The organism is Runella limosa DSM 17973 (genome assembly GCF_000482465.1).
In the GTDB taxonomy this organism is placed as follows: domain Bacteria; phylum Bacteroidota; class Bacteroidia; order Cytophagales; family Spirosomataceae; genus Runella; species Runella limosa.
The window spans coordinates 187,626-211,471 of the sequence record NZ_KI519427.1 but is presented as its reverse complement, the minus strand read 5'-3'; the positions used below and the strand labels follow the sequence as shown (position 1 = coordinate 211,471).

At 43.8% G+C, this 23,846-nt stretch carries 21 protein-coding genes; 13 read left to right on the top strand and 8 right to left on the bottom strand.

What is annotated here, in order from left to right:
• Window positions 1-25: 25 nt before the first annotated feature.
• Complete coding sequence (locus K339_RS0127135; protein WP_028526408.1) at window positions 26-1,210, top strand: threonine synthase; 1,185 nt, start codon at window positions 26-28, stop codon at window positions 1,208-1,210.
• Window positions 1,211-1,226: 16 nt separating this feature from the next.
• On the opposite strand, the gene K339_RS0127130 is transcribed toward K339_RS0127135, so the two are convergent.
• From K339_RS0127130 to K339_RS0127120, 3 genes are read right to left on the bottom strand one after another with little or no spacing between them, the layout of a single operon-like run.
• Window positions 1,227-2,018, bottom strand: coding sequence for a glycoside hydrolase family 25 protein (locus K339_RS0127130; protein ID WP_028526407.1), 792 nt, complete (start codon window positions 2,016-2,018; stop codon window positions 1,227-1,229).
• Window positions 2,019-2,043: 25 nt separating this feature from the next.
• Window positions 2,044-2,559: a hypothetical protein gene (locus K339_RS0127125; RefSeq protein ID WP_028526406.1), complete on the bottom strand. Its 516-nt coding sequence runs from the start codon at window positions 2,557-2,559 to the stop codon at window positions 2,044-2,046.
• Between the two features lie 50 nt (window positions 2,560-2,609).
• Window positions 2,610-3,215 (bottom strand): DNA-3-methyladenine glycosylase family protein, encoded by a 606-nt coding sequence (locus K339_RS0127120; protein WP_037301999.1) that lies wholly within the window; start codon window positions 3,213-3,215, stop codon window positions 2,610-2,612.
• A gap of 86 nt (window positions 3,216-3,301) precedes the next feature.
• On the opposite strand from K339_RS0127120, the gene K339_RS0127115 reads away from it, so the two are divergent.
• Window positions 3,302-5,776, top strand: coding sequence for a bifunctional UDP-N-acetylmuramoyl-tripeptide:D-alanyl-D-alanine ligase/alanine racemase (locus K339_RS0127115; protein ID WP_037301998.1), 2,475 nt, complete (start codon window positions 3,302-3,304; stop codon window positions 5,774-5,776).
• A 351-nt stretch (window positions 5,777-6,127) separates the two neighbouring features.
• Here the strand turns inward: K339_RS0127115 and K339_RS0127110 are convergent, their stop codons facing one another.
• Window positions 6,128-7,162: a glycoside hydrolase family 43 protein gene (locus tag K339_RS0127110; RefSeq protein ID WP_028526403.1), complete on the bottom strand. Its 1,035-nt coding sequence runs from the start codon at window positions 7,160-7,162 to the stop codon at window positions 6,128-6,130.
• Window positions 7,163-7,358: 196 nt separating this feature from the next.
• Here K339_RS0127110 and K339_RS35000 point away from each other — a divergent pair, with 196 nt between their 5' ends.
• The 11 genes from K339_RS35000 (at window position 7,359) to K339_RS0127050 (ending at window position 19,696) form a co-directional block, all read left to right on the top strand.
• Window positions 7,359-8,507 carry an alginate lyase family protein gene (locus K339_RS35000; RefSeq protein ID WP_169731903.1) on the top strand — a complete coding sequence of 383 codons (1,149 nt, stop codon included), beginning with the start codon at window positions 7,359-7,361 and terminating at the stop codon, window positions 8,505-8,507.
• A 599-nt stretch (window positions 8,508-9,106) separates the two neighbouring features.
• Window positions 9,107-10,099 (top strand): DGQHR domain-containing protein, encoded by a 993-nt coding sequence (locus K339_RS36275; RefSeq protein WP_051398283.1) that lies wholly within the window; start codon window positions 9,107-9,109, stop codon window positions 10,097-10,099.
• Between the two features lie 5 nt (window positions 10,100-10,104).
• Window positions 10,105-11,037 (top strand): hypothetical protein, encoded by a 933-nt coding sequence (locus K339_RS0127090; protein ID WP_028526401.1) that lies wholly within the window; start codon window positions 10,105-10,107, stop codon window positions 11,035-11,037.
• Window positions 11,038-11,518: 481 nt separating this feature from the next.
• Entirely contained in the window at window positions 11,519-12,115 is a 597-nt protein-coding gene (locus tag K339_RS0127085; protein WP_028526400.1) for a hypothetical protein, read from the top strand.
• A 526-nt stretch (window positions 12,116-12,641) separates the two neighbouring features.
• Entirely contained in the window at window positions 12,642-12,863 is a 222-nt protein-coding gene (locus K339_RS0127080; RefSeq protein WP_028526399.1) for an antitoxin VbhA family protein, read from the top strand.
• Complete coding sequence (locus K339_RS0127075; RefSeq protein WP_028526398.1) at window positions 12,856-13,485, top strand: Fic/DOC family protein; 630 nt, start codon at window positions 12,856-12,858, stop codon at window positions 13,483-13,485. The genes K339_RS0127080 and K339_RS0127075 overlap by 8 nt, the downstream gene beginning before the upstream one ends.
• Window positions 13,454-13,834, top strand: coding sequence for a winged helix-turn-helix transcriptional regulator (locus tag K339_RS37955; protein WP_028526397.1), 381 nt, complete (start codon window positions 13,454-13,456; stop codon window positions 13,832-13,834). Before K339_RS0127075 ends, K339_RS37955 begins: the two co-directional genes overlap by 32 nt.
• Window positions 13,835-14,294: 460 nt before the next feature.
• A complete protein-coding gene (locus K339_RS0127065; protein WP_028526396.1) occupies window positions 14,295-16,178 on the top strand; it encodes a heparinase II/III domain-containing protein in 1,884 nt (627 codons plus the stop codon).
• A gap of 22 nt (window positions 16,179-16,200) precedes the next feature.
• A complete protein-coding gene (locus tag K339_RS0127060) occupies window positions 16,201-17,682 on the top strand; it encodes a BNR-4 repeat-containing protein (RefSeq protein ID WP_028526395.1) in 1,482 nt (493 codons plus the stop codon).
• A gap of 598 nt (window positions 17,683-18,280) precedes the next feature.
• Window positions 18,281-18,850, top strand: coding sequence for a hypothetical protein (locus tag K339_RS0127055; protein ID WP_211243849.1), 570 nt, complete (start codon window positions 18,281-18,283; stop codon window positions 18,848-18,850).
• A gap of 129 nt (window positions 18,851-18,979) precedes the next feature.
• Complete coding sequence (locus K339_RS0127050) at window positions 18,980-19,696, top strand: DUF3667 domain-containing protein (RefSeq protein WP_028526393.1); 717 nt, start codon at window positions 18,980-18,982, stop codon at window positions 19,694-19,696.
• 571 nt (window positions 19,697-20,267) lie between these two features.
• Here K339_RS0127050 and K339_RS0127045 read toward each other — a convergent pair.
• The 4 genes from K339_RS0127045 to K339_RS0127025 form a co-directional block, all read right to left on the bottom strand.
• Window positions 20,268-20,492, bottom strand: a complete 225-nt coding sequence (locus tag K339_RS0127045; protein WP_028526392.1) for a ferredoxin — start codon at window positions 20,490-20,492, stop codon at window positions 20,268-20,270.
• Window positions 20,485-21,732, bottom strand: coding sequence for a peptidase U32 family protein (locus K339_RS0127040; RefSeq protein WP_028526391.1), 1,248 nt, complete (start codon window positions 21,730-21,732; stop codon window positions 20,485-20,487). Before K339_RS0127040 ends, K339_RS0127045 begins: the two co-directional genes overlap by 8 nt.
• Window positions 21,733-21,790: 58 nt before the next feature.
• Window positions 21,791-23,053, bottom strand: coding sequence for an aspartyl protease family protein (locus tag K339_RS0127035; RefSeq protein ID WP_028526390.1), 1,263 nt, complete (start codon window positions 23,051-23,053; stop codon window positions 21,791-21,793).
• Window positions 23,054-23,192: 139 nt separating this feature from the next.
• The gene (locus tag K339_RS0127025) at window positions 23,193-23,819 is read right to left on the bottom strand and encodes a response regulator transcription factor (protein WP_028526389.1); all 627 of its coding nucleotides are present in this window, start codon (window positions 23,817-23,819) and stop codon (window positions 23,193-23,195) included.
• Between the last annotated feature and the right edge of the window lie 27 nt (window positions 23,820-23,846).

The window sequence follows — 23,846 nt, the reverse complement described above, 5'->3', positions numbered from 1 at the left end:
TTAGTTTTGTCAAAAAACAACGACGATGATTTCGCTTCACACCTCCGTTTCGCACGCTTCTGCCCTTCAATGCAGCCAATGTCAACAAACTTACGCTCTCACCAACTTAGCGACGTTTTCGCCATGTTGTCATAAACCGTTACTAACCACCTACCACACCCCTTTCGGCCTTTCGCCCACTGTGTTAGCCAGTCGTCCTTTTACAATGTGGCGCTACCGCGAAATGCTCCCACTTTTCGATGATATTCATAAAGTAACGCTTGGAGAAGGAGGAACGCCTATACTTTCGCTCAAGAAATGGGCGAATTGGTACGGTTATCAGCAGCTTTTGCTAAAAGACGAATCTCTCAACCCGACAGGCTCTTTTAAGGCGCGTGGATTGAGTATGGCCATCTCCAAGGCCAAAGAACTTGGGGTGGAAGCTTGCATCATCCCCACGGCGGGAAACGCAGGCGGAGCGATGGCCGCTTATTGCGCCAGCGCCAATCTCAAAGCTACCGTGGTGATGCCTCGCCATACGCCAAAGGTTTTCAAAGAAGAATGTGAGTTATATGGCGCAGACCTTGTGTTGGTAGATGGCCTCATCAACGATTGTGGCAAAAAAGTGGCCGAACTAAAGGCTCAGAATGGTTACTTTGATGTGTCCACAATGAAAGAGCCTTACCGCTTAGAAGGGAAAAAAACGATGGGATATGAAATTGCCGAACAACTTAATTGGCAACTACCCGACGTCATTTTATACCCTGCTGGGGGTGGAACAGGTCTCATCGGGATTTGGAAGGCTTTTTTTGAGCTAAAAGCACTTGGTTGGCTTTCACCGTCCACCAAATTACCTCGAATGTATGCGATTCAAGCCGAAAATTGTTGCCCAGTAGTAGCCACTTGGAACAAGAAACAACCCAACGCCTCCCAATATCAAGGGAAACCTTCGGTAGCCAACGGTTTGGCAGTTCCCCAGCCATTTGCCGAGGCATTGATGTTGGACGTACTGCGTGAGTCAGGGGGCATTCCCATCGCTATTTCGGAAGATGAAATGGTACAAACCGTCAAGGAAGTGGCTCGTTTGGAAGGGTTGCTAGTAGCGCCTGAAGGGGCAGCTCTTTTCAAAGGATTACAAAAACTAATTGAAAATAAACACATTGACCCATCAGAGAATGTTTTACTCATCAATACGGGAAGTGGCTACAAATACCTGGAGAACTTATACTGAGTTGTGGCAGCGATTGTTATTTGACACAAAGTTGTTTTAAATCTTCGACTTCGCCTAAAAAAACATTGTAATCAACCGTACCGCGAATGCCGTTGACGTAGCCACTTTTTGAATGTTGCCAAAAGTGGATGCGAGCATCGTCGTAGCGGTCGAGGGTCCAACCTGAATAATCGGCAATCCAAAGGGGATAATTGTCCAGATTTCCTTTGATGTAGCGGCGATAGAAGTCGGCGTTGGTATAAATAATAGGGCGAACACCGTAGTAGTTTTCGGCAAGACGAAGCCAAGTAGCGACGTTTGCCACTACCTGTTCGCGGGTATAGACATTTGTTCCCACTTCAAAATCAAGCACAGGAGGCAAATCCCCGCGTTTCAGTTTGACCAGTTTTTTAAAGTTTTCAAACTGCGGTTCTGGCGCTTTCCACGGAATATAAAAATGGTACGCCCCCCGATACAAACCCACTTCATCGGCTTTTTGCCAACTGGTTTTGAAATCTTTGTCCATCAATGACGTTCCTTCCGTGGCTTTTATATAGACAAATTGCAGGCGAATGTCCTCAAACCGCATTGCCCGAAGGTTGTTCCAGTCGATGCGGCCGTTGTGTTTTGAGATGTCGATGCCATGAATTTGAAATTTCATCGGCAAGCGAATCCCCAATTTCGACACATGCCTCCATTCATTGATATTCAGGCGGTTATAATACCAAATTCCGCCTCCAATCAGCACAAGAAGCCCCACTAAGATGGCCCACCCAACGGGCGGAAGGGGACGTTTTTGGGGTGTAGATGATGTTACTCGACGCGTCATAGCGGGCAAAAATACAAACAAATCCTCAATCCTTCAGTGGCACTTCGGCCACTTCGGCGTCTGGGTCGTTCAATTTCGATTCGTCGATGAGCGACAAGGGGACTTCCGCAGACAAGCGCTTGGGCGTTGGGATTTGACTCAAAAAGAACAACACCAACCCCGCTGCAATGCCCAAATACATGTTTTTTCCCGTCAAAAAATAAGCAATCAGCGAAAACAAAGAGGCTCCTTCAAAAAAAGCATATTTTACCAGAATGGTACTTTGATACGTGCGAAGTTTATCAGAAAGTGGGTCATTTTCTTTCAATTTTTTCAACGTACTTTTTGACAAAAACCACCCCAAAAAAGGCATTAAAATCAAAATTGGTATCAAATATTGGAAAATTTCACCCAATGCAGCGTTGTTTTGCATCACCTCTTCTTGGGTACTTCTTAAAAAAAAGAAGACCGCTCCCGTTCCCACCTGTCCCAACAGCATGACTCCATAAATCAACATCAAAAGTTTGAAATATTGACTACTGGTCAAGATTTTTACCTCCATAGTTTCGATGAGTTTTTCTTTATTAATTTTCCTTCAAAAAACAGACCAAACTATTTCTCGTTTGGCTGCCAGCGCCACAAATAGCGACAGGCCATGGTGCGATGCGGGCGCCAATGTTCGGCAATTTCGTGCAATTGTTTGTACAACGGTCGGCCTGTTTCGGTCAGTTGATACGCTTTCACCATTTTTTGACGTATCACCAAATCATCCACGGGAAAAACATCGGGGCGATTCATCACAAACATCAGCAACATTTCGACTGTCCAACGCCCAACGCCTTTGATCGGAATCAAATAATCAACGATTTCGTCGTCCGTCAACGTATCCAAATGTGCGTAATCCATGCCTTTTTCGAGCGAAAACGTAGCCACATTGCGGAGATAATTGATTTTCTGAAACGACAGCCCTGCACTTCGTAGCGCTTCGTCAGTTTGGGCTAAAAGCAGCTCGGGATGCGGATACTCGTCAGGGAATAACGCCCTAAAACGGGCAAAAATCGAATCCGCAGCTTTGACCGAAATCTGCTGAGAAACAATGCTTTCCAAGAGTGCCAAGTATAAGTCTTTGTTCCAATCCGTTTTTTTAAAAGTAGGCGTAGCTTCAATGATAGACGCCAAAGTAGCGTCCTTGCTAGATAGATAATTTTCGGGCGACATTGGGTAAAGTGTAATTTATTCGAAAGATAATCAAAAAGGTGATTCAGAGAAACGTTAATTTTGGCGCATTACTTTTTTTATTGAAAATGACAACCACCACGTTCTTACATACACCCATTGAAACCTCAGCAACGTACTTGCTGACCGATAGCCGTCAATTGGTGTTTCCGAATCAGACGCTCTTTTTTGCCATCAAAGGGCAACACCACGATGGTCATCACTACCTCGGTGATTTGTACCAAAAAGGCGTACGGCAGTTTGTAGTTGAGAAAAAAGCACTCACCGATGCGCTTACCGACCAATTAGAAAGTTTTGAAGATGCCCAAATCTGGGAAGTTGACAATAGCATCAAAGCCCTTCAAGAACTCGCCAAACGCCACCGCGCCCAGTTTGAGATTCCCGTGGTTGGCATTACGGGAAGCAACGGAAAAACCATTGTCAAAGAATGGTTAAGCCAATTGATGAGTAACGATTTTCGGATTGCCAAAAGCCCTAAAAGCTATAATTCACAAATTGGCGTTCCGCTTTCGGTTTGGCAACTCAATGATACCCATACGCTTGGCATTTTTGAGGCGGGTATTTCGCAGTCGCACGAGATGAAGGCTTTGCAAGAAATCATTCGCCCCACCATCGGAATTTTTACCAATATTGGCTCCGCTCACGACGAAGGCTTCCGCAGTCGAAAACAAAAAGCAACGGAAAAACTTCGGCTGTTTACCCAAAGTCAGCAACTGATTTATCGGGCTGATTATGCCGATATTGACGAAGAAATAAGACTGATACTCAAACCCGTTAACCCCAATTGTGAATTAATAAGTTGGGGAACTTCGGAGACCTGTACCGTCAAAGTAGATTGGCACAAAGATGCTACTCAGACGTATATTGTCATGAAATCGGAGGTCAGCAAATTTGACGACCAGCTCTTCGCTGTGCCATTTACCGACGATGCCTCGGTCGAAAACCTGGTTCATTGCTTGATTTTGATGCTTCAAATGGGCGTTCCTTCGGGCGAAATCCGTCAGCGGATTTCCCGTTTACGCCCCATTTCGATGCGTCTTGAGCTCAAGGAAGGCATCAATGAATGTTATTTGATTGATGATACCTACAACAACGACCTCGTTGGCCTGAGCATTGCCCTTAATTTTCTAAGCCAACAAGAACAACGCCCGCACAAATGCGCGATTCTATCTGACTTGCTTCAAACGGGACAAAAAGAAGAGGAGTTGTACACCCAAATCAATACCCTTTTGCAACAAAAAGGGGTAGAAAAACTCGTTGCGATTGGCGATGCGTTTGCCCGTAATGCGCACCTCATCAGCATCCCAGCCGAATTTTACCCTAGTACTTCGGAGTTTTTGGGTAGCTTAGATACCAATGCTTTTAACGACGCGATTGTACTTATCAAAGGCGCTCGCCCTTTTCAGTTTGAGCGGATTGTAAACCGCCTACAGCAGCGCGTTCACGGTACGGTGCTAGAAATCAACCTCGATGCCCTTACCCACAACCTCAACTTTTACCGTAATCGGGTTGGCAACGACACCCGTATCATGGTCATGGTGAAGGCTTTTGCGTACGGAAGTGGGAGCGCCGAAGTAGCCCAACTACTACAGTTTCACCGCGTTGACTACCTTGCGGTGGCCTACACCGACGAAGGCGTCACGCTTCGCCAAAACGGGATTGAGCTTCCCATTATGGTCATGAATCCGTCGCTTTCGACCTTCGATAAGTTATTGGAATTTCAACTAGAGCCCGAAATTTACAGCCACAAAATTTTGGCCGAATGGCTCGAATTTATCACCGAAAAACCTGCCGCCGCCCCCTTACCTATTCACCTCAAACTCGACACGGGAATGCACCGTCTTGGCTTTACCGAAGCCGACTTGCCCCGCCTTATCGAGCGGTTGGCCCAGTATCCTACCTTAAAAGTCGCATCTATTTTCAGTCATTTGGTGGGGGCAGATGAGGCCATTCACAACGATTTTTCACGTCTGCAATACGAGCGTTTTGTAGCAGGTGCTGCACAGCTTGAGGCCGCGCTGGGTTACCGTCCCCTGCGTCATATTCTCAATTCGGCGGGGATTGTGCGTTTTCCTGATTATAAACTTGACATGGTTCGGCTAGGAATTGGACTGTATGGCGTGGAGGTCAATCGTCAAGAGCAGCGTTTATTACAACAAATTGGAAGATTTAAAACGGTAGTATCACAGGTAAAACATTTGCCCGCAGGCGAAACCATCGGTTACAGCCGAACTGGCGTATTGGAAAAAGCCTCCTCTATTGCCACGATTGCAATTGGCTACGCCGACGGCTACGACCGCCGTTTTAGCAAAGGCGTTGGCAAAGTGCTTATCAATGGGGCTTTGTGCCCCGTGGTTGGTAACGTCTGCATGGACATGACGATGGTGGACAGTACGGGCGTACAAGTAGAAGAAGGCGATGAAGTCATTATTTTTGGGCCAGAACTTCCCATTTACAATCTTTCTGACCAAATCGGCACCATTTCGTACGAAATCCTAACGGGGATTAGTGAACGCGTCAAAAGGGTCTTTTATAAGGAGTGAAAAGGGGGAGATTTGAAATTAGGAATTAGGATCAGACGGCACCTAACTCCTAATTAAATAGTTAAAAAAGGTTCTAGGGTAATTCAAAGTAGCCTCGGTAGAGGCGCAACATTTGTAGTAGCAGAAGAATATTTTTTAATTTTTGCTTCGGACGGGGCCGCCCGAGCGGAAGCATAACCTATTGCTTTGTTATGCTTCCGCACAGGCGGCCCTGTCCGAAGCAAAAGGATTCAAACTTTATGGACGGATTTCTTATTCTACAAAGGTTTTGCTTCGCCGAAGCAAAATAAATTACTAATGCACTAAAATTTATGCGCAACTCCTTAATTACTCCTAATTTTTAATTAACCATCATTTCTTCAACTTCCGTTTTTCCACTCCTTCAAACGTCATTTTTACGTCTTTGATGCTGCCATCTTCGTTGAAATACATGTGGTCGATGCACACAACGCGGTGATCGCGGTCTTTATTGGGAATAGGGCGGCGGTGGTAAACGATGTACCAATCATCGGTTTTAGGAATATTAATCACCGAGTGGTGCCCTGCGCCCGTTGCTACTTTTTCGTCGGCCACCAAAATCGTTGATTTTTTCTCAAATGGTCCCCAAACCGAATCCGCTACGCCGTACGCTACTTTGTAGGTGCCGTTGGTCCAGCCTCCTTCCGACCACATCAGGTAATATTTCCCGTTCCGAATAAACATAATTGGCCCTTCTACGTAACCTTTGGGCGTAATTTCTTTCACCATTTCGCCGTTTTCGAGCGGCACAAGTCCCGTAAAATCGTCTTTTAACTTGGCGATATTGCAACGCCCCCAGCCCCCATAAATGATGTAATATTGCCCATCTTTGTCTTTAAATACAGCTTGGTCGATGGGCTGCGCTTTGTTGTAAAACTGATTGATGAGCGGTTTGCCCAAATAATCTTTGTACGGCCCTTCGGGACGCGACGCTACCCCAATGCCAATCCCGCCGATTTTATCGTCTTTATCGGGGTTGTTGGCTCCAAACCCTTTGCGTTCCGAACTCTGAATGTCGTTGGCGGCAAAAAACAAAAAGTATTTGTTGTCTTTTGGCACGATACAAGGTGCCCACATCGCCATTTTGGCCCACTTTACAGCCGAGGTGTCGATGATACGCGGATGTTTTTCCCAGTTAACCAAGTCCTTTGACGAAAACGCGTCCAAAAACACTTGGTCTTTGTATTTGGCCGAAAAAGTTGGAAAAATCCAGTACTCTTTTCCCAAAATAACTGCTTCGGGGTCGGCATACCAGCCATCAAAAATGGGATTTCCTGAGGTCTTTTTGGGGGTTTGTGCAAGAGCAATGTTGGATACGACGGCAGCAAGCACGACCAGCGCCACCTTAAATTTGGAAATAGAAATCATGGAATGATGTTTAGGATTCGGCGCTAAAATTAGGGGATATTCGTCGGTTATCAAAAATACCATTAAGAAGGTATTTTAAACCCATCTGCGGCTTTTTATGGTATGTATGCCAATTAACTCCATTCCTATGATGCCCAATCGCCTTGTTTTCATCCTCCTGTTGGTCACCCTTTACTCCGTCGTTCGAGGACAAAAAATGCCTGCAACCCTCTTGATGGACGCCAAAATATTGACCCATAACCAGCAATTACTCAAGGCAGGAAACCCCGCTTTAACCACCGCCTATGGGCAGTTGGTGCAAGAAGCCGACCGATTGGTGAAAAACAACAAGGTGTATTCGGTGATGGACAAAATCCCGTTGCCTCCGAGTGGCGATAAACACGACTATATGTCGCAGGCGCCATATTGGTGGCCCGACCCCACAAAAGCGGATGGGAAGCCCTACATTCGCCGCGACGGGGACCGAAATCCCGAAATCAATGGCATTACCGACCACGACCATTTTGATAAACTCATGGCGGAGTCGGAGTTGTTGGGGTTGGCGTATTTTTATTCGGGGGAGGAGAAATACGCCGAATTTGCGACAAAACTGCTCAAAACATGGTTTTTGAACCCTGAAACCCGCATGAATCCGCATTTGAAGTACGGACAGGGGATTCCTGGCATAAACAACGGGCGCGGCATTGGCATCATCGAAACCCGCGAACTGGGCAAAGTCTGCGATGCGTCGGCCTTGTTGGCGGGCTCCAAACATTGGGACGTAGCCGCTCGGCAGGAGCTCAAAAAATGGTTTTCGTCGTACATGGAATGGCTGATGACCAGCGACTTGGGCAAAGACGAAGCCGACGAACACAACAACCACGGGACGTATTACGACGTGCAGCTTGTCGCCCTTGCCTTGGCGTGTGACCGCCGCGATGTGGCCGAAAAGCAGCTTACCGTGACCAAAGAACGCATGGCAAGCCAATGGAAACCCGACGGCAGCCAACCGCACGAGTTGGCAAGAACCTTGTCGTGGAACTACACCAACATGAATTTATGGGGGTTTATGACCTTGGCTCGGTTGGCCGAACACCTCCGCATCGACCTTTGGAAGTACGAAACGCCCGACGGGAAGGGGATTCGGAAGTGCGTTGATTTTTTGGTACCTTATGTGGAAGGGCAAAAAGCGTGGACATACGAGCAAATCAAACCCAAATCGTACGAACACCGCGCGGCTATTTTTACGCTGGCCTCCCAAAAATACCACCAACCTGCGTACTTAACCCTCCTCCCCTCCGTAAAAAGCGAAGGACGAAACGCGTTTATGCTTCCGTTGCTACTCGGCACAGCATCCAAAGAATAAAATTTGCCACCTCAACAAACCCTTTGTCACTGCGACGAAGGCTTTGTCACCTCAACAAACCCTTTGTCACCTCGACGAAGGAGAGGCCCACACCCCATTTAAAAAAAAAATTTCAGAATTTAGGCAGTTAGTTTTGAAATCAACTAATCTTTGGGATATATTTACAAAACGGCATACGCATTTGCTTTTTCTCTCTCTGTATCTTTTAATTAGTTTTGAGCTGAACACTGTGCTTGGTGGTGTTTTTGCTGTCAAGTGGGTGATTTTTGGAGATTTTTACTGGGATGATGAATGTTTACAATACTGAAAGTACGACATTTAAAGTGGAATGAAGTATTGGTATAGTTAAAATAAATACGAGTATTACTGCAAAATTTTCGCATATTTGAAAGTTACGATGCAATTGGACTGGGGCTAGCAGTGAGCCCATTTGGAAGACATTTTAGGCCACCTTTCTACCAGTCCAACTTCATGTAACAGCGGTTTTGCACAGTTACCCTTGCCGCAGGCGCAACACAAGGGTAACTGTGCAAAGCCGCCTCACGTTGGCAGTAATTGTAAAACGACAGACAAACAACAATAATATTTACATTTATCGAATGGAAACAGTAAGATTTAAGACACTAGAATGCATACAAAATGACAAGACTTTTTTTGTAACAATATTACCTAACGACGTATTAAAGTCGGTTTGCTTTGTATCTAGAAGAGACGAAGACTCGCAGCAAGGGTTTCAAAGAACTTTAAATGAAACAAGAGCAAAAGACATTGCTAAATATTTGGATGAACTGAATGGAACAATTCCTTCTGCACTAATTTTAAGTGCCCAAGACAATGCAAAATTCACTTTTGACGCAAATAAAAGTGAAATATCTTTTGTAACAAATCCAAATAGTTTTATGGTGTTAGACGGACAGCATCGGCTTTTTGGACTTCTAAAGGCTAATAAAAAGTATTTAATTCCGGTCATTATATTTAACAAGCTTAATACAACTCAAGAAGTAAACTTGTTCATAGACATAAATACTACACAAAAAGGCGTTCCAACAACTCTATTACTTGATATTAAAAACCTTTCAGGCAAAGAGACGAAAAAAGAAGATAAACAACGGCAACTTTTTGATAGACTAAATAAAGACAGCGTATTAGCAGGTTTAATGTCGCCAGCTAAGAGTCAAGTTGGTAAAATTACTAGAGTATCATTTAATCAAGCGACAAGCGAATTATACGATAGTGGCTTCTTTCAAGATAAAGATTCCGAAACAGTTTTTAAAGGGGTAAAGAACTATCTCGAAGCAGCTGAAATTGTATTCAAAAAAAGTAAGTCGGAAAAGGCAAAATTGACTAACTCAAATTTATTTAGAGCATTATTTACAGTATTTCACGATGTAATTGACAAAACGCTTAAAAACTATAGTGACCTAAAGGTAGAGTCATTAATTAACTCGCTTGACCCAATATCAAAATTGCCTTTTGATTCATACACAGGTACAAGTAATGCCGCGTATTCTAAGGTCGTTTCTGATATGCGTAAAGAGCTAAATGAATATGACAAACGCTACAATAATTTTAATAGTGAGAATTTATTCTAATTTTTATGGAGCTATTCGGCAAGAACTTTCTAAATATAAGAAACAATCATTTATTGCCACGAATAAGTTTCGGAGTAAAAAGAACAAAATATGAATTTTGGTCTCTAAAGGACATATTTACAAACAAGTTATTATCACTGAACAAACTGAGTGGAAAGGCTTTTGAGATTGAACTCACAAAAGAAGATTATTACAAAGCTATTCATTGCGACATTGAATTGTTTATGAATAAAGTCTTCGTTCAATATTCTGACTTTAAAAAACAAAACAGTGTTTCCGCTTCTTGGTCATTTATTACCCTCTACTATTTTACTTTCTTCAATGCTACTTGTCTATTCCGCTTTATTGACAAAGGATTTATTTTCTTAAATAGAGAGCAATCTAAGCGTTTAGAAGATTTTTCTATTGCTCTATATTCAGACCCAATTTCTGTTGACATCGGAAACTATTATTTTTCAGTTAAAGAAATTAATTCATACGGAAACATTGTTATAGCTTTAAGTCATAAAGGAGACAGTGTTCATAAATCGACTTGGTTGCAAATGGAATTAACACTTAGAGAGTTTGTTAATGCATCTGACCCTAATGAAGTTGTAATTTATAACTTACTACTGAATCATTTTACAAAATTTAAATCGGAATATCCTTCAAATTTGCGTAATAAACTTAACTATAATGGAGACTCCTCAATTTTAGACCTTGAGAGTAGTATTCCATACTTAACATTAAAGGAGATTAACTCAAACTACTTAAAAGAACTAACAAATTTAGATACGAATGTTTCAAGTAATTTAAATCAAATGAATAGCATTAGTTACTTGACAAGTTTTTTATTTGAACTTAATCAAAAACTGTATAAAGAATACATTGACAGAAGTGATTTTGGACAAGACTTCAATAAAGAAAGAATGAACTATTTAAAAAGTAAACAGCTTTAACAGAAAGAAAAACTACCGCCAATAACTAAGCATTCGTGATGGCCGAAGGCCAAGCCATAAAAGAGATGAGGGACGCCTAGTCTTGAACGAAAGCTTAGGTGGCGGTAAGTGCTCACCAAACACTTGTAGAGTTATCATTGAGCAAGAAACTATGCCAAGAGCAGATTTTTCACCTACTATCCTGTTTTTATAGCTGCTTATCCGACTAGCGTATTATTTTTAAGCCCATGACACTTCTTTTTGTCATGATAAATTTTAAGTTTAAATTGGCCTTAAAATTAACCATTTTGGCAAAATATAGCTACCGAAGCTTTTGTTCAACACGGGTTTTGCGTCAGGCGGGCTGACGTGAAAACTTGGAGCTTTGTGCTTTTAATGAACTTTAGTAATAACTTGGGCATTTGTGCTTTGAAACCCGCCCGTCGCAAAGCCCTGCTCGTTATCGGCAACCGTATAAAGCAAAATACAAAGAAGAAACTACATGGACGACTTACTAAAAGACAATTGGAGAATACTGACACTTTTATTAACAAGTTCATTTTTAGGAGCAATTTTAGCTTCAATTATTACTTCTACTGTAAATTGGTATTTAGCATCTAAAAACTACAAACTTAAAACATACGAGGAAATAGCAAAAAAACGAATTCAGTCATACGAGAAAATGGTAGGCATTAGTTACCAATTTAAACTTTATATCAGCGACAATGGAAAAATTGTGCCTTTTGTATTTGCCAATGGATTAAAATATCTAAACGATTTTCAAATGACTCTGATGGAAACTTTCATCGAATCTTTTTGGCTTGACCAAACAATGGGAGATTTATTTACAGAACTAAACATTTATGTTCATAACATAGAAAGTGAAGCCCAAAGCCATGAAAACCCAGATGAGTATCTAAAACAAATTGCAGTTAGAGACAAGAAAAAAATTAACGATATCAACACACGATTAAGCAATCAACTAAGAATTGACTTACTCAATATTCACAAAGTAGAAAGGTTTATTCGGAAAACTTCGCCCAAAAAACCCAAATACAAAGTACTGTCATGGATACCACATTCATCCCAGCAACAATAAACATAGCCTTGAATGACAAAAACCTAAGAATATTGAAACAGGAATCATCAAAGCTAAATAGGCCAAACAATCACGTAAACGCTCTATGACAAAATCATCAGTAAGCATTTCAAAAGACCAAGGTTTTTTTTTGCTTCGATGGACACACCATTACCTCGGACACATTTACATTTTCTCCTGAGACACTTGACTGGCACTGATAGCAAGAACGGCAGCACCTAATAACTAAGCATTCATCGCAACTGAAAGCCCAGCTATAAAGCTCCCGAAAGCCTTCGGGATTAAACGAAAATCGGGCGGGCAGCTAGCCTAGCGGTGAGTGCTCACCAAAACTTTTTGCTTTTGTTATGGAGTTGCAGAATACCGCCCAGTCGTTAACAAGTGGTTAATTGGACATTCTACCTTGCCTCAACCCCAAAAGCGTTCGGGATGGTGTATTGTCAGTTTTGGGCTCTAAAAACGACAGAAAACAAGCGATTTAGCCTAAATATTTTATAAATTTGATAAAGAATTTAAGATTAAAAATATGTTCAACACAATTGAAATAGACAGAAGCAACCTGACAATAATGGGAGTTAAGTTTTCGGACTTAAAAACCTTAGAAAGCACTGCAAACGCTTTGGGAAGTAATATGTTTGAAGGATTTAAGCCTACTCCAAAAGGAGTTGAAATTATAAGGGACTATGTGACAGGCAAAATATCACTCACAGAACTTGTCGCATTTGCCAAACAAAAAGCCTATGTCTAACTCTTATAAATACATAGACCCTGACTTCACCTACACTGACCCTAAGACAGGACTTTTAAGGAATTTACAAGACATTACCGACCCCGATGTATTGCTCTTTGTTGAGAGTGGTGCGGTAACGAAAAGGCTTAAAGAACTCTACGAAAACCCAATTAAAATCAAGGGTATTGATAGCCTGTTTGAAATTCATAGACATTTATTTCAGGACATATACGTTTGGGCAGGAAAGAAGCGGACAGTTGAAATTAGCAAAGGCGGCAAACAGTTTTTTCCTACTTCACACTTTGACAACGCCTTTAGATACATTGACCAGTTAGTTGCCGAGTTTAAGAAAACTCCAAAAGGCAACAAAAAACACTTAGCCGATAAATTGGCAGAAATCATAGATAACGTCAACTATTTACACCCATTCAGAGAAGGAAATGGAAGAACCCAAAGAGAATTCTTAAGATTATTAGCTTTAGAAAAAGGCTTGACCTTAAATCTCAACCCACCAGACAATAAAAGTGTTTACGAACGATATATGAAAGGAACCATTGAAAGTGACATGAATACATTGATTGAGTTAATTTTTGAACTAATTGAAACGAGTGAAAATAGGAAAACTGTGCATAATAACTAAGGTAAGAGCCAACTACGAAGACCTATCAAAGAGGATTTACACAACAGAAAAGTTTCTAATTCGTTTTCTTTCAAACTTATTGCTCAAAGGAAATTATTCGCTCAAAAACCGTGAAATGCACATCCTATTTGACACTGTAAATGACACTGTAAAACCACAAATTGACACTGTAAATGACACTGTATTTTCATTGATTAAGCAAGACAACAAAATAACGGCTAACGAAATAAGTGAGCGTTTGAAGATGAGTTTAAGCACTGTAAGACGAAAAATCAAAGAACTTAGAAACAACGGAACAATAGAACGTATTGGTAGTGATAAAACAGGATATTGGAAAATAATTGAATGAATAAGCGGCATTGACAAGCGAAAACAAAATGGCAGACAAAAAAGGGCAGCTCCCCCGATAGCGCGAGGCTTCGCCTCCTGATAACTATCGAAAGGCTTCTAGCCTTTTACGGAATGACTAGGATTTAACCTACCAAAACGTTTTTTGATCTCTCCTTCGTCGAGATGACAAAGCCTTCGTCGAGATGACAAAGCCTTCGTCGAGGTGACAAAGCCTTCGTCGAGGTGACAAAACATTCCTCGGCGTGACAACTTTAACACTTTAGAAAAGGCTCGGGTTGTGAGCAACCCGATTCACAGTCCGACAAAGATCGGGTTGTGAGCAACCCTCCTCACACCTCCCCAACAACGACAAACCAAGAATAACCAGCAAAATCCTTGGTTATTAGTCGTAACTTTGCCCTCCGTGTATTTAATCGTGTAAGAAGCCACGCGGCTTCGCTATTTGTCGTTATCCATTCATGAAAAAAACATCATTTCTACTCAGCTTTTTGGGCGTTTTGTGCCTGCATTTCACCCTCCAAGCACAGCTAAAACACCTGTCAACCAGCACCAACGTCGCCGCTCACCCGCGAATCATGCTGCTGAAAGGGGAAGAAAAGGAAATTTTAAAAAACATTTCTTCGGATAAATCGTGGGCAAAACTCCACCAAGTCATTGTGGCCGAGTGCGATAACATGATTGCCCTTGAGCCTTTGCAACGGATACAGATTGGACGGCGGTTGCTGGACAAATCGCGGGAGGCATTGCGTCGTATTTTTTATTTGTCGTACGCTTATCGTACCACCCAAAAACCTGCTTACCTAAAGCGGGCTGAAACTGAACTCCTGACCGTAGCGCAGTTTTCGGACTGGAATCCTTCGCATTTTTTGGACGTAGGCGAAATGACCATGGCCGTGGCGATTGGGTACGATTGGCTGTACCACGACCTCCAAAAAAGCTCCTTGCCCATTTTGCGGGAAGCCATTTTGAAAAAAGGCATTGAACCGTCGTTAGACCCCAAGTACAACAGCTGGCTGAAAGCATCGCACAACTGGAACCAAGTGTGCAACGCGGGGATGACGTACGGCGCATTGGCGATTTTTGAAGACAAACCTGAGCTCGCTAAACAAATCATCGACCGCGCCATCGAATCCATCAAACTCCCCATGGAAGACTACAACCCCGACGGTGCCTACCCCGAAGGCTACAGCTATTGGGGCTACGGAACGAGCTTTAACGTACTGTTTTTGAGCGCCATCAACCGCGCTTTGGGCAGCGAATTTGGGTTGTCGCGAGGGCGTGGTTTTTTGAATACGGGCAGTTATGTGCAGCAGATGGTGGGCACATCGGGCAAAACCTTCAACTATTCCGATGCAGGAAGCGGCTCGGGCGGAATTAACCCCACTTTGTGCTGGTTTGCCGAACGTACCAACGACGCTTCCTTGTTGTTTTTACAGAAAAAAGCGTTTGAAAACATGTCGGCTTCAGTTACCAAAGACCGTATCCTTCCTACGGCGTTGATTTGGGGTAAAAGCCTAAAAATCAGCGCTGCTCCTGCGCCAAGTGCGTTGGCGTGGGTGGGTCAAGGCAAAAATCCCGTCGCGCTCATGCGGACTTCATGGACCGACCCCAATGCGATTTACGTGGGGCTAAAAGCGGGTTCTCCGTCGGTCAACCACGCACACATGGACATTGGGTCGTTTGTAATGGATGCCTTGGGCGACCGCTGGAGCATGGACTTTGGCATGCAAGAATATGAATCGCTCGAATCCAAAGGCGTAAAACTCTGGGGGCGCGAGCAAGAAGCCGAACGCTGGCAGGTATATCGCTACAACAACCTAGCTCACAGCACCTTGGCCTTCGACAATGGTTTTCAACTTGTAGATGGCTACGCCCGAATCACCAGTTTCACCCAACGCCCCGTGTTTTTGAGTGCTACTACGGATATGACATCGGTGTATCGAAATGCGGTAGCAATAGCCAAGCGTGGGCTGGCGATTATCGACCAAAAATACGTGGTGGTAAAAGACGAAATTACGACTTCTGACAAACCAACAGTGGTGCGCTGGGCCATGCTGACCCCTGCGGAGGTACGAATAGGTGCCAACGGTAGCGCCGAGTTGTTCCAAAACGGGAAACGAGTGCAGCTCAGGGTCATGGAACCCGCCAGCGTGACCCTCAAAACGTGGTCAACGCAACCGACGCACGATTACGATGTCCCCAACCCTGGCACGACGCTGGTGGGTTTTGAATTAACGTTGCCCTCCAATACTTCCCAAATCATTAATGTTCAGCTCATTCCCGAGGGAATTTCGGTGAATGAAGATACCAAGATTCCGTCGTTGAAAGACTGGCGACGATAGTTATTCTCCACCCTCACCTCCAATGAAAAAAAACTTTCTTTACGCCATCACATTGGCCTCTTACCAGCTCCTTTGCGCAGCAACGGTACAAGCACAAACCCTCAACCAAACCGATGACGGGTTTCGGGGAATTTGGTATTACATCGGTAAATTAGACAACGAATACATCCACAAATACAGTGGCGGACTGGGAACCTACCCGTCCAACCACAACCCTTTTGCGGTGTATAGTCCGGAGGTAAACAAAACGTTTTTTTGTTACGGCGGAGCTTCCAAAGCCGCCAAACCCAGCCTTCTGCACGAAGTCGCCTTTTACGACCATCAAACAGGACTCGTTTCCCGACCCACCATTGTGCTTGACAAAGCCACCGACGATGCGCACGATAACCCCGTGTTGAACATCGACGCGCAAGGCTACATTTGGGTATTTTCGACTTCGCACGGGGTAGAACGCCCGTCGTACCTTCACCGTAGCCGCAAGCCGTATGACATCAGCGCTTTTGATAAAATAGAAGCTACGTTTGTAAAAAATGGCCAAGAAACGCCCTTCAATAACTTTTCTTACCTGCAAAGCTACTACCAAAAAGGACAAGGTTTTATCCATTTGATGACGCATTATGAACGAGGCGTGCTGAAGTACGGGGCTAAAAAACCGCGCCGCACGATTGGTTTTATAACAAGTTCGGACGGAGTAAAATGGTCAGAAATCAAGAATATTGGCACCATTCAAGAAGGTCATTATCAGACCAGTGGACAGTGGAAAAACAAAATTGGCACCTCATTCAACATGCACCCCGATACCGAAAAAGGGGCTGGACTGGACTATCGGACTAACTTGTATTACGTTGAAACCAAGGACTTTGGCAAGTCGTGGCAAAACGCGCAAGGGAAAAACATGGCACTCCCTTTGGCGACCCCTGCCAACGACGCCTTGGTCAAAGAGTACCAATCATTGGGGTTAAACGTATATATCAACGACGTGGCTCATACCGCCAAAGGCCACCCCGTCATTTTGTACGTCACCAGTAAAGGCCCCGACCCTGGCCCAGCCCAAGGCCCTCATACGTGGCAGGTGGCGGCTTGGAACGGCAAAACGTGGGAGATTCACTCCGTGGCCACCTCCGACCACAACTACGACATGGGCTCGCTGTACATTGATTCCCAAGGCGTTTGGACAATCATTGGCCCCTTAGAAGCAGGCCCTCAGCCATTTGGAACGGGTGGGGAAATAAGTGCGTGGGTAAGTACCAATCAAGGCAAAACGTGGAAAAAACAAGTTTCATTGACGAAAAACAGTGCTTTCAATCACTCATACGTGCGCCGACCGCTCCACGCCCACCCCGATTTCTACGCTTTTTGGGCTGATGGTCACGCGCGTCAGCCGTCGGAATCGTCGTTGTATTTCGCTAATCAGCAGGGGGAAGTATTTCGCCTACCCCGTCAAATGACCACAGAAATGGCCAAGCCCGAACGGGTTTTGGTAACACCTTCCCCAAAGTTTTGACTTTGTCACCTCGGCGAAGACTTTGTCACCTCGACGAAGGAGAGGTCTAACGCTTTCGAGCAGGGTCGGGTTGTGAGCAACCCTCCTCACCGTGCTCGATAGCGCGAGGCTCCGCCTCGTGATAATTATCGAAAGGCTTCTAGCCCCTTGTGAAAGAGCTAGGCCAGAAGCCTTTCAATAGCCAGCACGAGCGGGGACGCTCGCGCCATCAAACGTGCAAAGGGTTGCTCACAACCCGCCCAACTGCCGTTTTTGCCACCTCAACAAACCCTTTGTCACTTCGACGAAGGCTTTGTCACTTCGACGAAGGAGAAGCCTACCACCTATTTGACAAACTTTTGCAGAACTTATACAGTTCGTCTTGAAATAAACTATTCTTTGGGATATATTTACAAAGCGACATAGACACCTGCTTTTTCTCCCTCTGTATCTTCTAATTAGTTTTGGTTTGAACACTTTGCTTGACGTCATATTTCCCATGAAACGGACGAACTTTGGGGATTTTTGCAGGAATGAGAAATGTTTACAATACAGAAAGTGCTGCAAAACTTTTGCATATTTGGGAGTTATGAGGCGGCTTAAAAACGACACTGTGAAAATGAAAAATTACATATTGACAATTTTGACCTTGACTTTTTTCGCTTGCTCTACAAACAACAAATCGACGACTGAAAATTCAAATAGTATGCATAAACTTTATAAACTAATTGGCAACCAGCTTCATTATTGGGAGACTTGGGACAAAGATGAAAAAACTGCAATAGTTCACTGGGGAATTGTTGGTCAACGTGGACAGAGCAAAGAAATTAAGAGCCAACTTTTTTCAAATTTTCGTAAAGCTGTTCAAAAAGAAATTGATAAAAAGCTAAAAGAAGGTTATGCTGAGTTTGACGAAGAAAAAATAGCTTATCTTGAAATTGAATATAAAATTGACGGCTTTGGAACAGAACAAGACCTCGATAAGCGACACAGACTTGAAGAATCTTTAAATGAACTTTTAGGCTGGACTGGACTTGGACACGTTGACGGTGGTAGCATTGGAAGTGGAACAATGGAAGTTGGCTGCGTGGTAGTTGACTTGGTAGTAGCTAAAAAAGTGATTGAAGACAACTTAAAAGGGACTGAGTTTGGTGACTATTCAAGAATTTATCAAATAGACAATGAATAAAAGTCGACCACATAAAACGGGTAGTGACAATTTTGCACCTCGAAATCTCGCACCAGCGCCAAACTTTAGTTTGAATTTCACAAACACTCATTAAACAAACAAATTGACATAATTTTAAGATAATAAAAAATGAATTGCAAAAACTGTAACACCGAAGTAAATTCAAAATTTTGTCCAGACTGTGGACAACCAACAAGTCTGAAAAGAATTGACAGGCATTATATAATTCACGAAATTGAGCACATTCTACATTTTGAACGTGGAATTTTATATACAATTAGAGAACTTATTACAAATCCAGGTCAAAACATAAGAACCTATCTTTCAGAAAATAGAAGCCGACTTGTAAAGCCAGTAATTTTCATTATTATAACTTCTTTAATTTATACCTTGACAAGTCATTTTTTTCATATTAAAGAAGAAGTAATAAACTTTGAAGTTTCGGACAAATCAGCCATTGGAAGTATTTTAAAATGGATGCAAGGACACTACGGATATACAAGTATATTAACAGGAATATTTGTTGCCATTTGGCTAAAAGTGTTTTTCAAAAAGTACGAATATAACTTTTATGAGTTGCTCATCATGCTATGTTTTGTACAAGGAATTTCAATGTTAATTTTTGCTATTTTTGCCTTTTTACAAGGTATTTCTCATTTCAACTTATTAAGTTTTGCAGGAATGCTCGGAGTTGTTTATACGACTTGGGCAATAGGAAATTTCTTTGAAGAAAGAAAAATTGGAAATTATGTAAAAGCATTAATTTCGTTTTTTTTTGGAACAATGACATTCTATATTATTGTCTTTGTAATCGGAATATCAATCGACATGCTAACAAAAAGTTAAAAAAATAAACAACAAGAAAGGATTAAATTGGTTTGTTGCATTTATTGCATTCACATTAGGCTTGAGATTATTTAAACGCTCCCCGTTAGCGCGAGGCTTCATTCTTCCCAAACGTTTTTGACCTCTCCTTCGTCGAGGTGGCAAATTTAGCACTTTCGGAAAGGGTCGGGTTGTGAGCAACCCTCCTCACAGCGCCCGATAGCGCAAGGCTCTGCCTCGTGATAATTATAGAAAGGCTTCCAGCCCTTTTGTGAAAGAGCTAGGCTCAAACCTATCAAGCGTTTTTGACCTCTCCTTCGTCGAGGTGACAAATTTAGCACTTTCGAGAAAGGTCGGGTTGTGAGCAACCCTCCTCACAGCGCCCGATAGCGCGAGGCTCTGCCTCATGATAATTATCGAAAGGCTTCCAGACTTTTTATGAAAGAGCTAGGCTTAATCCCTACCGAACGTTTTTGATCTCTCCTTCGTCGAGATGACAAAGCCTCCGTCGAGATGACAAAGCCTCCGTCGAGGTGGCAAATTTAGCACTTTCGGGAAGGGTCGGATTGTGAGCAACCCACCTCACGGAGAATTACTGCAAAATCTGAATCACATTGACGGGGCAGGCGGCGGCGGCTTGCTGGTTTTGAGGAAGTTCGTCTTCTGAAAGCGAAATTTGGTAAATCCCTTTTTTCTCTTTCGCTCCCAACAGAACTGCTTTTCCGTCTTTTTTTGACATGCGCCAGCGCTCATAGGCAATTTCTACGCAGGCATTGCAGCCAATACAACGGTTTCGGTAGTGAAAGACTTTAAACATCGCTGCTAACCACCTTATAAAGTTTATCGGAAGGTCTAATTTTTTCAGGAATCCGAATCGCTACCGTATTTCCTTTACTAGCTTTATCGACAGATGCTCCCGTATCGAGGCGAATTTCTTCCACCGTGGTTTCTACGTAACCCGTGGTAGGCCCCGTCACAATCAGCTTATCTCCTACTTTAACATCGTGGCTTTCAAGCACAAACTCCCCTACTCCTACCCGCTCAAAGTACTTCACACCCTTACCAATGTACAGTTTTTTCTGCGTAGCCACCGAGCCGTATTGATTGCTCCATTCGCCCATTGTACGGCCGAGGTAATACCCATCCCAAAAACCACGATTGTAAACCGTCGTAAGGCGTTCCTTCCAATCCGTTATTTTTTCGGGGGTATAGGTGCCGTTTTCAATGGCGTCCACGGCTTCGCGGTAGCACTGAGTTGTGGTATAAACGTAGTCAGCCGCGCGGCCACGTCCCTCAATCTTGAGTACGCTTACACCCGCCTCGATGATTTTGTCCAAAAAGTCGATGGTACACAAGTCTTTGGCCGACATAATGTACTCATTATCAATCTTTAGCTCGATATCTTCTTCGTCGGTCACAACGTACTCGCGGCGGCAGTTTTGAATACACGCCCCACGGTTGGCGGAAGCATTGTGGGAATGCAAACTCAAATAACATTTACCCGACACCGCCATACAAAGGGCACCGTGCGCAAAAATCTCAACCTGTACCAGCTTCCCCGACGGCCCCGTGATTTGGTTCCGCTCAATGGCTTTTACCATATCGCCCACTTGCTTGAGCGTAAGCTCGCGCGCCATCACGACCACATCGGCGTAGTCGGCATACAGCTCCACGGTTTCAATGTTTGTAATGTTCGATTGGGTCGAAATATGCAATTCCATTCCTTTCTTGCGACAGTAATTCATCACCGCCAAATCAGAAGCAATCACCGCCGTAATGCCCGCCTCCTTGGCTTGGTCGATGATACGACGCATAAGCGAAATGTCGTGGTCGTAGATAATCGTATTGAGCGTAATGTAGCTTTTTACGTTGTTTTCTTTACAAACACGCGCCACTTCAGGGAGGTCTTCGACGGTAAAGTTGTTGGTTTGGCGCGCCCGCATGTTGAGCTGTTCAACGCCAAAATACACCGAATTAGCCCCCGCTTTTATGCCTGCCATCATCGATTCCCGCGAACCCGCAGGGGCCATTATTTCGATAGTTTGCTTCGTTGCCATTGGTCAAAAAATGAAATAGTACAAATCGGCCACAAAGGTAACGTTTTTGTCGGAACCGTTAAATCACCCGTTTGAGCGCAAATTCGGCCACAACGAGGCGTCCATTCCGCCGTACGACGAGTTGAACCTCCTTGCCTTCTTTGTGCTGTAGCGTTCGATAAATCTCTGAAAGTGAGAGGGTTTCCACTGGCTCGTGGTTGACCAATAGCAGCTGATCTCCTATCTGTAATCCTGCTTGGTGAGCGGGTGAATTTTCGGTAATACTTTCGATAAAATAGTGACGAAAATCATCTCCTTTGGCCCGAAGATCGATGCCACTCATGTCATGTTCAAACTTCTGGTTTAAAAATCGACGAACAGGTTTAAGAACGATGTAGCCTTCTTCATAATTGAACGTTACCTTGAACCGTCGCAAAAACTCGCCTCCGAGGTTGCCGTGACGCTGCGGGGCTTTTGGCGACAGTTTGATGCCCAACGAACTGCTATCGGGGAAAGTGGCGAGTACGTCGTTGAGTTCGTACTGACCAATGCGGACTTTGGACAGGCGTCCAATGTGTCCGTTGATTTCGCCCCCCAACCCTACTCCTAGTTGCGCTTTGATTACTTTTTGGGGCAATTGGAGCTGAGAGGCGGCGGTATTGAGCATCAAAGCGTGTCCTGCACCCGTATCAAGCACCACCCGAATGGGCAACTCTTGGTTGTTGGAAACCACCGTCACGGCATCTAAGTAGGGCTTAGAGCGTTCGATGACAATGGGCAGCTTACTGCCTTTCCGAGCCGTGTATTTATATTTTGAAGGAATAGTCAGGGTTAACTCTTGGGTCTGAAAATCAATGGTGACGACAAACTTGCTAAAAAGCTCATAACCAAAAATTCCATGAATCTGAGTCCCCACAAGCTCCGAAAGCCGCAACACATCGTCGTCCAGTACGACGATGGTTTGTTTCAGCCCCCGCATCTGTCCCATCGTAAAGGTATTTCCGATGGTGACATCGGCGCTGATGGGCTGCCCTCCGCCAATGCCTTCAATGGCCATTTTTCGTACCGACTTCATCCCGAGTCGGTGGGCAACCTCTGTATTAGTAAGCATCATGGAGCTAACACCCGTATCCAGAATAAAACGCAAGGTATCGGAAGCATTGATTTTGACGGGCACAACAATCAAATTGGAATGTAATTCAAACGGAATGCGGGCTACGTTTTTTCCACGAATGAGGTGAAAACCGTGGATGTCTTCTTCTTTCTTGAGAGTTCTGGCCAAACCACTGATACTCTGCACCAACAGTACACAACAAAGCAGGCAATAAGTGATAGATTTCATGGAAAGGAGGGTTTTTGGTGAACGAAAATTGGCTGTAATCTTTCCCATGAAATTACACAAAAAACAAAATCGGCGCATCCCCCCAAAATGGTGTTTTTTGGAAAAATGCCCCGATTTTTATCCCCCAAAAAAGGGGATTTTATATTAATTTGTCTTTGACCGCTTTTTTCAGCGCTTCCGTCTTGTTGGTGACGTGTAATTTTTGGTAAATATTCCGAATGTGCGTTTTTACCGTTTCGACACTGATAAACAATTCGTCGGCAATCGAATGGTAGGTTTTTCCTTTGGCCAGCAGGGTCAAAACGTCGGTTTCCCGATCAGAAAGTGGCGAATTTAAGTTTCTTTGAAACGATTTGACCACCAAAGAGGCAATCTTAGAACTCATCGGAGCGCCACCCGTTAGTACCTCGTCAATGGCGTTCAAAAGGCGAATGTGATCGGTATCTTTTGTCAAATAACCCGACGCACCCGCACACAATGCCTCAAACACAAGTTTGCTGTCTTCGTGGACGCTAATCACCAAAATAGTGGTAGAAGAACGCTCGCGCAAGATCCGTTTGATGCCTTCAATGCCGTGCATTCCTGGCAATTCTAGGTCAATCAAAACCAGCTCAGGCGCGTCTTTTCGCAAATTCTTTAAGGCATCCATGCAGTTGGTGTAGGTATTTACCACCCTAAACCGCTGTTGGCTTCCGATGATGAGCGCCAAGCCATCTTTGACCGCTTCGTTGTCTTCAATGACCGTAATTTTTGTAACGTTATTCATTATACGTTTTTTGTTTAGGCCCCCTAT

Excerpts from the sequence above, each read along its gene's own strand:
- K339_RS0127135 (WP_028526408.1), top strand. The coding sequence starts at position 26 with ATGATTTCGCTTCACACCTCCGTTTCGCACGCTTCTGCCCTTCAATGC.
- K339_RS0127130 (WP_028526407.1), bottom strand. The coding sequence starts at position 2,018 with ATGACGCGTCGAGTAACATCATCTACACCCCAAAAACGTCCCCTTCCG.
- K339_RS0127125 (WP_028526406.1), bottom strand. The coding sequence starts at position 2,559 with ATGGAGGTAAAAATCTTGACCAGTAGTCAATATTTCAAACTTTTGATG.
- K339_RS0127120 (WP_037301999.1), bottom strand. The coding sequence starts at position 3,215 with ATGTCGCCCGAAAATTATCTATCTAGCAAGGACGCTACTTTGGCGTCT.
- K339_RS0127115 (WP_037301998.1), top strand. The coding sequence starts at position 3,302 with ATGACAACCACCACGTTCTTACATACACCCATTGAAACCTCAGCAACG.
- K339_RS0127110 (WP_028526403.1), bottom strand. The coding sequence starts at position 7,162 with ATGATTTCTATTTCCAAATTTAAGGTGGCGCTGGTCGTGCTTGCTGCC.
- K339_RS35000 (WP_169731903.1), top strand. The coding sequence starts at position 7,359 with ATGCCTGCAACCCTCTTGATGGACGCCAAAATATTGACCCATAACCAG.
- K339_RS36275 (WP_051398283.1), top strand. The coding sequence starts at position 9,107 with ATGGAAACAGTAAGATTTAAGACACTAGAATGCATACAAAATGACAAG.
- K339_RS0127090 (WP_028526401.1), top strand. The coding sequence starts at position 10,105 with ATGGAGCTATTCGGCAAGAACTTTCTAAATATAAGAAACAATCATTTA.
- K339_RS0127085 (WP_028526400.1), top strand. The coding sequence starts at position 11,519 with ATGGACGACTTACTAAAAGACAATTGGAGAATACTGACACTTTTATTA.
- K339_RS0127080 (WP_028526399.1), top strand. The coding sequence starts at position 12,642 with ATGTTCAACACAATTGAAATAGACAGAAGCAACCTGACAATAATGGGA.
- K339_RS0127075 (WP_028526398.1), top strand. The coding sequence starts at position 12,856 with ATGTCTAACTCTTATAAATACATAGACCCTGACTTCACCTACACTGAC.
- K339_RS0127065 (WP_028526396.1), top strand. The coding sequence starts at position 14,295 with ATGAAAAAAACATCATTTCTACTCAGCTTTTTGGGCGTTTTGTGCCTG.
- K339_RS0127060 (WP_028526395.1), top strand. The coding sequence starts at position 16,201 with ATGAAAAAAAACTTTCTTTACGCCATCACATTGGCCTCTTACCAGCTC.
- K339_RS0127055 (WP_211243849.1), top strand. The coding sequence starts at position 18,281 with ATGAAAAATTACATATTGACAATTTTGACCTTGACTTTTTTCGCTTGC.
- K339_RS0127050 (WP_028526393.1), top strand. The coding sequence starts at position 18,980 with ATGAATTGCAAAAACTGTAACACCGAAGTAAATTCAAAATTTTGTCCA.
- K339_RS0127045 (WP_028526392.1), bottom strand. The coding sequence starts at position 20,492 with ATGTTTAAAGTCTTTCACTACCGAAACCGTTGTATTGGCTGCAATGCC.
- K339_RS0127040 (WP_028526391.1), bottom strand. The coding sequence starts at position 21,732 with ATGGCAACGAAGCAAACTATCGAAATAATGGCCCCTGCGGGTTCGCGG.
- K339_RS0127035 (WP_028526390.1), bottom strand. The coding sequence starts at position 23,053 with ATGAAATCTATCACTTATTGCCTGCTTTGTTGTGTACTGTTGGTGCAG.
- K339_RS0127025 (WP_028526389.1), bottom strand. The coding sequence starts at position 23,819 with ATGAATAACGTTACAAAAATTACGGTCATTGAAGACAACGAAGCGGTC.